7 protein-coding genes and 1 pseudogene are annotated in these 10,367 nt (G+C 61.2%); 2 read left to right on the top strand and 6 right to left on the bottom strand.

All coding sequences use genetic code 11. The annotated features are described in order from the left end of the window. Nucleotides 1-7 precede the first annotated feature (7 nt). Nucleotides 8-544, top strand: a complete 537-nt coding sequence (locus RAB71_RS01070; protein ID WP_010340301.1) for a GNAT family N-acetyltransferase — start codon at nt 8-10, stop codon at nt 542-544. 2 nt (nt 545-546) lie between these two features. Beyond that, complete coding sequence (locus RAB71_RS01065; protein ID WP_010340302.1) at nt 547-1,089, top strand: DinB family protein; 543 nt, start codon at nt 547-549, stop codon at nt 1,087-1,089. A 221-nt stretch (nt 1,090-1,310) separates the two neighbouring features. Here the strand turns inward: RAB71_RS01065 and RAB71_RS01060 are convergent, their stop codons facing one another. From RAB71_RS01060 to RAB71_RS01035, 6 genes and pseudogenes are all read right to left on the bottom strand, one after another. Beyond that, on the bottom strand, nt 1,311-1,961 hold the full coding sequence (locus RAB71_RS01060; RefSeq protein WP_010340303.1) for a YceH family protein: 651 nt from the start codon (nt 1,959-1,961) through the stop codon (nt 1,311-1,313). 94 nt (nt 1,962-2,055) lie between these two features. Next, a pseudogene (locus RAB71_RS01055) lies at nt 2,056-3,359 on the bottom strand (hemagglutinin repeat-containing protein); the annotation flags it as partial. 127 nt (nt 3,360-3,486) lie between these two features. Next, nucleotides 3,487-4,716: a cysteine peptidase family C39 domain-containing protein gene (locus tag RAB71_RS01050; protein WP_138985696.1), complete on the bottom strand. Its 1,230-nt coding sequence runs from the start codon at nt 4,714-4,716 to the stop codon at nt 3,487-3,489. 48 nt (nt 4,717-4,764) lie between these two features. Further along, nucleotides 4,765-6,594, bottom strand: a complete 1,830-nt coding sequence (locus tag RAB71_RS01045; protein WP_234006635.1) for a hemagglutinin repeat-containing protein — start codon at nt 6,592-6,594, stop codon at nt 4,765-4,767. Between the two features lie 350 nt (nt 6,595-6,944). After that, on the bottom strand, nt 6,945-8,531 hold the full coding sequence (locus tag RAB71_RS01040; RefSeq protein ID WP_234006634.1) for a VENN motif pre-toxin domain-containing protein: 1,587 nt from the start codon (nt 8,529-8,531) through the stop codon (nt 6,945-6,947). A 91-nt stretch (nt 8,532-8,622) separates the two neighbouring features. After that, nucleotides 8,623-10,293 carry a hemagglutinin repeat-containing protein gene (locus RAB71_RS01035; protein WP_234006508.1) on the bottom strand — a complete coding sequence of 557 codons (1,671 nt, stop codon included), beginning with the start codon at nt 10,291-10,293 and terminating at the stop codon, nt 8,623-8,625. Nucleotides 10,294-10,367: the final 74 nt, after the last annotated feature.

Genomic DNA, 10,367 nt, shown 5'->3' with positions numbered 1-10,367 from the left:
GCGCTGCATGTCCACCGTGATCGAGACCGCGCGCCTGCTGCTGCGCCGGCTGGACCCCGAGCGCGACGCCGCGCCGATGCTGGCCCTGCTCAACGACCCCGGCTTCCTGGCGCACATCGGCGACCGCGGCGTGCGCGACGAAGCGCAGGCTAGCCGCTATCTCGCCGATGGCTCGGTGCGCAGCTACGCCGAGCACGGCTTCGGCCTGTATGCGGTGGAGCGTCGCGACGACGGCGCCTGGCTTGGCGTGGCCGGGCTGGTGTTGCGGCCGACCCTGCCCGCGCCCGACCTGGGCTATGCCTTGCTGCAACCCTACGCGGGCCACGGCTACGCCAGCGAGGCGGCGCGCGCGGTGCTGGAGTACGCGCGCAGCGTATTAGCGATGCCGCGCGTCTACGCGATCGTATCCCCGGGCAACGCGCGCTCGCTGCGGCTGCTCGCCGCGCTGGGCTTTGTCGCCCAGGGACGCGTGCGCCTGAGCCCGGAAGCGGCCGAGGTCGAACTCTATTTGTGCGAACTGTACGCACCCCAGGAGCACGCCTGAGTATGGACACCTTGCACACACTGCGGCTGTTCGCCGACTACAGCCAGTGGATGAACCAGCGTCTCTATGCCGCGGCCGCGACCCTACCGGACACCGCCATCGCCGAGCCACGCGGCGCCTTCTTCGGATCGCTGCTGGGCACGCTCAACCACCTGGTGGTGGCCGACACGATCTGGCTGCAGCGCTTCGCCCAACATCCGGCACGCCACCCGGCCCTGCGGGCCATCGCCGCCAAACCAGTCCCGGCCACCCTGGATACGTCGCAGGCCGACTGCCTGGCGGACCTGCGGACGCAACGCGAGGCCCTGGATGCGACGATCGCCGCGTGGATGACGGAACTGCAGCCAGACGACCTCGATGTGACGCTGTGCTATCGCAACACCCGTGGCGAGTCGCACTGCCGGCGCTTCGGCGACCTGCTGCTGCACTTCTTCAATCACCAGACCCACCATCGCGGCCAGGCCACCACCTTGCTCAGCCAGGCGGGTGCGGATGTCGGCGTGACCGATATGCTGGCGGTGATTCCGCAGGTGGCGGTGGGATGATCTTGCGATCGCGGGCTATGCGCTCGATGAGCGACTTGGGGTATTCCAAGTGCTTTAGCAATGCGCCTTTGTCGTGACGTAGCGAGATCTGTCGTCGCGATTGTAGGAGCGGCTTCAGCCGCGACGGGCATCCCCTGTAGAGCGCATCGCGGCTGAAGCCGCTCCTACGCGTGAGCCTCCGTATCTACGGGAGGCTCTCTTTTGAGGACACCCGCACCGCATCACGCGGATCCGCGCTGCGCCTGCAACTGCGCCACGATCTCGCGCAACTCCGCCACCTCGGCCTCCAGCGCCTGCACCCGGCCTTCCAGTTCGTCGTTCCCCGACGCCGCCGGCCGCGCCTTGAACGTCGCCGCCAACGCCTCTGCATCCACCGGACCGGTGAGCAGATGCATGTAGCGGTCCTCGCGCTGCCCGCTGGCGCGCGGCAACTGCACCGCCAATTGGCGCTGCGCCAGCCGTTCCAACTGATGGCGGACGTCGTCCGCATCGGCGAAGCGCGCCATGCGCTCGGCACGCGTCAGCAACTCATTGACGGTCTGCGGGCCGCGCAACAACAGCAGGCCGAGCAAGGCCACCTGCTGCTGGGTCAGATCCAGCGCCGACGCCAACCGATGCTCGTAGCGCTCGGCGCGCGAAGAGAACTGCTGCCGTACCAACCCGCGCCCCTCCAGTTGCCGCAGCGCATGCTGCACATCGCCCGGACTCAAGGTCATCACCGGCTCGCGCGAGGTCTTCTGATTGGCCGCCACCACCGTCGCATTGACCGTGAGCGGATACGCATCCGGGGTGGTCGCCTCTTTCTCGATCAGGCAGCCGAGGGCGCGGGCTTCGATGGTGGAGAGAACGGGAACGGCGGCGGTGTCGGTCATGGTATTGGCTTCTTGCTGGTCAGGGGCGAAGCATACTGCTTGAGAGTTTCGGCTCTGCGGGCTGCTGCCGCACCGATCTCGGTGCCATGTCCTTGCGCTTGCGCGTCTCCAGGGTGGTGCTGCTGTCGACCGTGGTCAGCGTGGTGCTGTTGAGGTCGTTGCCGGCGACCACGGCCAGGCCATTACCGGCGTCGAGTTTAACGGCGGTCAGGTTGACGTCGTGGCCGGCGCTGAGCACCAGGTTGCCGCCGGCGTTGAGCGCCTGCTGGTCGATGTCCTGGGTGGTCGTGGTGGTGACGACCCTGGTCTTGCCCTGGCGGGTCTCGTCGGTGACGGTGCGGCTGTCGCCCAGCACCGAGGTCACGTTGAGATCGTGCCCGGCCGCGGCGATCAGGTTGCCATCGGCCTTCACTTGGGCCTGGCGGATGGTGAGGTCGTTGCCGGCGGCCAATTGCAGGCTGCCGCCGGTGGCGATGCTGGTGCGCACCGTGGCCTTGCCGTTGGCGTCGGTGACCGGGGTCAGCGACAGGTCGTGGCCGGCCTGCAGGGCGGCGTCGCCGCCGGCGGCGATCGCCACGCCATGCAGTTGCAAGTCGTTGCCGGCCTGCAGGGACAGGTTGTTGCCGACGGTCAGGCTGGTGCCGGCACCATCGTGCAATTCCCCCTTCTCATGCGTGCTGGCAGTGGGTTGCAGGATCAGGTCGCGCCCTGCCTGAAGCGCGGCGCTGTTGCCCGCCTGCACGGTGGTTCCGGTCAAGCTGATGTCGCGGCCGGCCTGCAGCAGCAGGTTGCCCTGCGCCAGGATGCTGGAGCGCCCATTCATGGCATCGCCGCTGGTGCTGCTGGTCAGGTCACGGCCAGCGCTGAGCCACACGTCGCGGCCAGCGATCTGGGCGCCGAGGTTGAGCAGGTCCTGATTGGCCTGCAGCGCCACGGTGCCGCTGGACACGATGCGGCCCTGGTTGAGCAGATTGCCGGCGGTGGCACTGACATTGGCGCCGCTGATGGTGCCGGTGTTGCTCAGGCCGGCCGTGGCGTTGAGCGAGACGTCGCCGTTGTCGCTGGCCAGCAATGCGCCGTCGCTGCGCAGGGTCAGCGCGGTCTTCGACGACAGGATACCACCGGCACCAGCACCTTCTGGCCCTGGACCTCTTCCACCATCCACACGATGTCGTGGGTCAGTGCGGCGACTTGGTCGGCGGTCAGCGCCACGCCCACGCTCAGGTGCAGCGTGCCGGCCTCGGCGACGCCGCCGTCGAGCAACGCGCGGTACTGGGCAACGCCGTCGGCGTAGTTGCTCAGGTAGCGGCGGCCGGTGAGCTGGGTGATCTGGTCCAGCATCAGGCGCTGTTCGTAGAAACCGTCGCTCAGACGGGTCTGGGTCCACTGCGGATCCACGCCGAGCTTCAACAGCCCAGCTGCAGGCGACTCTCGCTAGGTTCTCATCCAGTTGTCATTCTGCATCAGGGCATCATAAACATAGATTTTATAAAAAATAAAATTGCAAATAAAATAATTGCAATTCCTAAAACTTCACAAGATGAGCGCTTCCATCCCTCAATAAAGAAATTTCTTTTACCTCATAGATGGATGCAAAATTTGAACGAACCGTAGATTTAAAGAGCTTCCCAACGACTATAGCTTCATCGCAGTACGATGCTCCTCCTATCCATCCACCAACCAAGGAATCTAATTTTTCCTCTAAACCCGGACAAAAAACTTCAATTTTAGGATTGTTTTGATAATTTTCGGTCGTTGTCGTTAAGTAGCAGCGTCCTCCTTCAATCACTAAAACAGAGTTGATAGATATTTCTTCGCCAAATATCTTAACAACTTCGTCAAATTTCATATCGAAAATTTCTTTTGAAAATTTATTCATTTTATTTTTTGTAAAAATAGCTTCGCCGGAGAATTTCTTCATAAACTCGTCCACCGGAGTGAAGTATTGCCTACCAAGTGCAGGATCGCGTATAGCAACCATTTTTTGACCATTCCGAACTGTAACACCATCAACTACTACCGCGTGCCCGCCTCTATCAAGGCTCATTCGCACGATCGCAGGGTCGCCATTCATAGTAGCATTTGCGAGGTCATCTATCGTTACATTAAGAACTCTTCGTGATTCAAGTCCGTTTGCATTCAAAGCTTCCGCAAGCTTAGGCATTGTCGTTCCGTTGGCACGAACATCTGCCTGCACTATTAATTGCTTGAGATTCACTGGTCTGCCAGCAGTATCAAGCACCATAGCACACGAAGTCGGTCCGCAAGTCGGCGTACTCCCCTGATCTATTGTTAGACGATCTCCATTTCTTTTGAGGCTTATGCTATTTGGATTACTCGGTTCCAATGTGCTAACGCGGCCATCTATCGCATCGGTAGCAACATTCGACGAAGTGAAATCATCAACCGAACGAAGAGCCGATCTCTCCCCAGCGCTACCTGCTGCTTCACCATCTTCTTTGAGCGCCGTTCGTGCAGCAGTGCTTCCACCCCATGTCAATGCTATCTCTGTAAGCGTGACTGCCGACATGAAACGCGCTTCGAAAGCAACCGTGCCCGATACTGACTCGCCAGTGAAATAGTTGGTGGCGAGTCCGCTATTAAAGACGTCCTGCCACCCGGCTACGGTATCACCGGCCCCTTTTAGGACACCTGGCAAGAGCGCTGCCCCAGGGACAAGGGCATACATGCCACCTGGCATATTGTCCAGCGCGCTATAGAGTTTCTGCCCATTATTCGGGAATGTGCGGGACACCGTGCTATCAGGGATGGCGTCCTCTGAACCGCCCACGCCGTTGGCAGCCTAGTAGCTCGCCATTAGTTGGTCGAATCGCTCCTGCGAGTGCTGACCTCCTTCCGCGTCCATCTGGGCGTTCACCAGCGCGACCTGAGCGGCATAGCCTTCGTCTCGGGTCTTATCCAACTTGACAATTTCTTCAAGCAGTTGGCAGGCAAGTGGATTCTGGGGACCACATTCGGCCTGAACTTCTTTTTTAAGCTTATTTTCGTCTGCTTTTAGCCAGTTGTTCTCCACAGAATTACGCGCGATCGCGCTGCCGGCCGCTACGTCGTTCAAACTCCCGCCCGTCATTCCGCCGACCAGCGCACCGACCGCTTGCGACAACGCCAGGATCGTCTGCTTGTCCTGCTCGGACAGATCGCTTGGCTTGACGTCAGCGCCATAGAGCGTCTTGGTTAGGTATTGCGCTGCAGCTTCGCCGTCCGCTCCAGCCAGCGCACCTCCTGCGCCTGAACTGCCGTTGGCTTCGGCTAGTACAGCACCCAGCAATGCATGCGACAGCAGTTGCGCAGCCTCATTCGGATCGCTGCCATGGTTGGCGTCGAATGTCTGCCCGATCAGCTGTGCCGCATATGGCGCCAGCGCGTTGCTCGCCACCTGCGTGCCGCTCTGGCCCGACACCCCGCCCACCAGGGCGGTGGTCACTGCCTGCAACGCACGGCTGTACTCGCCGCCGGTGCCCCATTGCGTTTGGCTGGTATAGGCATCTCGGTAGGCTGCGCTCTGGCTCAGCAACAGATCCTGTTGCTGAGTTGGATCCAGTTTCGCGAACGCCGCTTGCTGATCCCCGTTCAGGCCTTTCAGGTAGGCATCGCGCGCCTCGGCGGTCTTCTGTGCCGCACTGGCCGCGATGTCACCTGCCACCTGCCGACTGGCCTCCAGCACCGTCCCGGCCGCCGCGCCCATGGCCTGCTGTTCGGCCAACACCTTGCGCACGTCCGGCAGCGTCGCCAGCGCCTCGTTCGCCTTGCTGGCATCGGTGTTGATGCCCGTCTCAGCCGCCGTGGTGCGCTTGCCGCCGATCGTGATGTTGCCTTCGGTCAGCGTGGCGCGCGTGGTCGTGCTGTCGTTGCCGCTCTGGGACATCGGCAGTCCGCCGCCCAGCCCGCCGCTGTTGACTGAGCCGTAGTTGCCGTTGGCAATCGTGTTGCCGATGTCTCGTGCCTGCCCGCCCACCGTGCTGCCATCGGCCCCGGTAGACGATTGACCAGTACCGCTACTACCAAACCCGCCAGCGAGGCTGCCGGAGCTGGCCGAGTAGCCCATTCGGTTCTGCAGGTCGCTGAAGGTCAGCGAGGTGGCGGTCAGTTCGCTGTTGTCCGCATTGGTGCTGGCGATGGCGCCGCCGATCAGGTTCACGTTGCCTGCGTCGACGTGGTAGCCGCCCTTGCCGGCGAACAGGCCCGACTGTTCGGTCACGCCGGTGGAGTTGCCGATGGCCTTGGCCGTGCTGGCGTAGCCGCTGGCGTCCCAGGCGGTGCCGAAGGACACCTGGATGCGGCCGCCATAGCCGCTCTCCTTGGATTGGATGTTCGAGGTGTCCTGCAACGACTCGATGGTCAGGTCGCCGCCGGTCTGCACGTCGATGCGGTCGGCCTTGGCCACCGCGCCACGCAACGTGGTATCGCCCTTCGAGGTGAGGGCGATGTTCTGCGCGGCCAGCTCCGTGTTCTTCCATGTCGCGCTGTCGGCGTTGGAGGAGTGACTGCCGACGCTGGCCTGCACATAGGCATAGACGCCGGTCTGCGCGCCGACCGAGGCGCCCACGCCCACTTCCAATCCGGCGTTGCTGCCCTTGCTCTGTTCCGAGCCCGAGGACTTGCCTGCCTCCAGTACCAGGTCGCGCGCTGCGTCCAGACTCAGGGTGTGGAATGTGCCGATCTAGGCTTCTTAATAGCCAGCTTAATATGCCATCACTCCACCTTAGGTTTTATTCATTCTCCCTGATGTATGACCAATACTCCGAATCCTCTGGTTTCCTTATCCATATTCGACCACATGCGGGGCAAGCTATAGCATCGAGGCCAGCCAAATCTATCCGACTAAAAAAGCCATCAAAAGAAATCTCACTCTTTTCGGCCGCTTCCGCCAACTCATATAAAATCGCGTTTGGAACTATAGTTAATTGTTCCGGAACCGGGGAGTTGGTAAGGCTAATGACATAAGAACATTTGCACGAGAATTTAGCCACCCTTACCTCCAAGCAAACTGTTAATAGCACGCCTATCTAGTTGAATAGTCTTCCCTCCTTGTGAAAAGATCACCTGATTCAAAGGAATCGATTTTCCACCTCTGCTTTTTCCAAAGGCAGCAGCAGCTGCCTTATACATATCCACATTGCTAAAACCCTCAGGAACTACAACTATAACCGAGTTAGCTTGCCCCTGAAATACCTTTTTCTCGATTTCTCGAGCAATAGTTACTGGACTCAAATTGGTTGGCGAATAAACATCCACCATGCCAAGCCCCTGAACATTGAATTCAGCTGTTGGCACGCCGGATACACCTTTCTTGCTTGCCTCCAAAGGCACGTAGACATCGTAACCAAGATTTTGGATAGCTTTCAAACCTTCCTGCTCCGAAGCGCTGAGACTCTCAAATGTTTTACCACTCTCAAAGGAAACACTTCCCTGACGAGGCACCAATGAACTACCAGGGCCTTTTGATTCCAAAGGAGCCGAACTTCTTGCAGTTTTAAGGGCTTCCTCGGATGCATAGATTTCACCACCTGGCCCTTGGATAACCAGATCACCTTCAGAATCATATACCCGCCTAAATCCCTTCGGGAGCCCGCCAGTCTCATTAGCTGCTGCCCCCGCCGAGTTCATGTTGCGATAGCCCGGAGGAAGCTCCGGAAAACCGCTCAAGGCAGAGGTGTCGATCGCATTACCTCTCGGTACATCAGCCGTGATATTCGACGACGAAACGTCGTCACCCCAGCGCAGAACCGTTCTTCCTGTCGTGCCACCCGCCGCTTCAGCAACCTCACCCACCGGCTTCAAGGCATTTACCGGCTCAAGAGTAGTTATAGGCAAAGTGGTGGCTGACCTTCCCAGACCGGGAACCACACCGGACGGAACAAATCCAACCAGGGAATAGAGCGCTTCTGCATAAGGCGTTGGCAACCCTGTTTTGCTCAGCAGCATCCCGCCTAACGTTGACGTTGTCTCACCGGTCGCTACGGTTCTAGCGCCGGCAACAGCCTGATCGGCCCCCCAAGGTATGAGCAAACATGAAATGCCCGTCTCTGCACATCCTGCTGCACCTGTCGAAATGGCCGCAGAGCCCGCCGCTGTTTGCAGCACACCGCCCAAGCGAGCCAAGGGATGCCCATTACTGTTATCCCATTTGATTACACCATCTTTTGCGGCATCCCCTAAGTCGTAATCAAAAAGTTGTTTTTCAGAGGGGATCCCTGTTTTCGCGGCAGTATAGGAACTGTAGTCCTGGTAAATTTGCTCCGCGAGCAAGTCGCCTAGCTGCTTGTACTCATCGCCCGCTCCCTTCGCTTCGAGTGCACCCCAGAACGCTTTTTCTGGAGTTCCATCTGCAAATTGTGCTGAGCATTTCACTCGTGCGCACGCAGCAGCAGTGAGGTCCGCCTGCAGCTGGACATCGCCCTTGCTTAGTTCCTTGATCCGGTTGATTTCTGTATCCGTCAGCATGCGGTTGTTTTCGACCGCATTGCGCGCGATCGCACTGCCGACCGCGACGTCGCTCAGACGGCCGCCTGTCATCCCGCCCACCAGCGCGCCAACCGCCTGCGACAGCGCAAGGATCGTCTGCTTGTCTTGCTCGGATAGATCGCTGGGCTTGGCATCGGCGCCGTAGAGCGTCTTTGTCAGGTACTGGGCCGCCAGCTCACCACCAGCGCCGACCAGTGCACCGCCTGTCGCGTGCTGCGTCCAGGCTCAGGGTGTCGCCGGCCTTGAGGTTGCCCTGCACCACGTGCAGGTCGCCGCTGGTGCTGGTCAGGCTGATGTTGCCGCCGCCGCTGATGGTCGAACCTTGCGCGGTCTGGCTGCCGGCCTTGTACTTCTCCGTGCTGGTGGCGTAGCCCACGCCTGCTTCCACGCTGACCAGCGCGCCGCTGCCACCGTTTTGCGCGATGCTGCTGATCGCACTGGCGGTCTGATAGCCGTTGGCCACTGCCGCCATGCCCTGCATCGCCGACAGCCTGCCGTCGGAGTTGCGTGCCGCATCGACGTTGTTGATCAGGTCGATCAGTGGCGATTTCACCCGCGCGAACGCACCGATCTTGAGCGTGTCGTCCTGGGAGGACGCGGCGTGGCTGTCGTTGGCCGTGAGCAACTGGATCGACGCGGCAGTCACGTCCACGTCCTTGGCCGCGACCACGTTGCTGGCGCTCTGCGTGTAGGTGCCGCCCGCGCTCAGGTTGACGTTGCCGCCCAGGCTGCCGACGCTGCTGGCCACCTGCGTCACCGTGGCGTTGTCGTCGCGGTGTTTCTCGGTGTGATAGCCGGAGAAGCGCTCGGTGTCGGAGATGACCACCGTGCCGATCGCCTTGTTGTCGGAGACATTGGCGTTGCCAGCGGTGTCCTGCCCGCTCTGGATGGTCAGGTCGCCGGCGGCGTGCATGGTCACATCGCCCTGTGCCGCGATATTGCTGGCGGTCAGGGTGATGTCACCCTGGGTCGTGCTCAGGTTGGCGTTGCCGCCCACAGACAGTTGCGTGCCGGTGATGGTGTCGGTCTGGCCGTTGCCGTTGCCCTTCTGGTTGTAGTTGCCGAACGGTAGGCCCGCCGCGTTGTTGAAGCTCCAGCCCTTGCCGCGGCTGTCGTTGCCGCTGGACTCGGTGGTATGCGCCACGCCCAGGTCGATGTTCTGGCTCGCCAGCAACAGCGCGTTGCCCTCGGCCGACAGTTGCGTGCCCTGGCTGGTGATCGAGCCGTCGCTGGCGAGCAGGGCCAGGTTGCCGCCGGCGCTGACCTGGCTCACCCGCGCAGTGCTGGTGCTGTCGTTCTGACCGGCAGTGGAACTGTGCGATCCGGCCTGGATCACCACCGGCGTGAGCGCGGCCGCTGTGCCGGCCGTATCGCCCTCGGCGCGCCGGCTGGGCTTGCCCATGGTCGAGCCGCTGTCGGGCATGTTGCTGGTCGCCGAATCGCGTGCGCTGCGATACGCCGCGGCCGGGTCGTAGGTCACGCCGATGGAGAAGCCGCTGGACTTGCTCGACTGATTGGACTGGTTGTCCACCGTGTCCTGTGCCGCGAGCAGCGCGATGTCCTTGGCCGCCAGGGTCAGGTCCTTGCCCGCTGCAACATCGGAGGCACCGATGGTCAGTTGATCGCCGGCACTGATCAGCAGATTGCCGTTCTTGGCACCGACCGCGGAGGCTACCTGGGTGGTGCTCTCGGTGCTGCTGTCGCTGCTGCTGCGCGACTTGCCGTAGCCGAGGCTGGCCACGCCGCCGGAGAAGCTGGCACTGAAGCCGGATTTCTTCTGGGCGCTGCTGTGCGCCTCGCTGCTCTGGTCCTGCGCCGAGACGATGGCCACATCGTTGCCGGCCACCAAGCCCGCGTCCTGCTGGGCCAGCACGGTCGAGCTGTCGAAAATTTACCTAAACAATAGATATTTACCAATGT

The sequence above is a fragment of the Xanthomonas sacchari genome (assembly GCF_040529065.1).
Taxonomy (GTDB): domain Bacteria; phylum Pseudomonadota; class Gammaproteobacteria; order Xanthomonadales; family Xanthomonadaceae; genus Xanthomonas_A; species Xanthomonas_A sacchari.
Note: the sequence above shows the minus strand (reverse complement) of the source record. Positions and strands in the feature narration are given on the sequence as shown.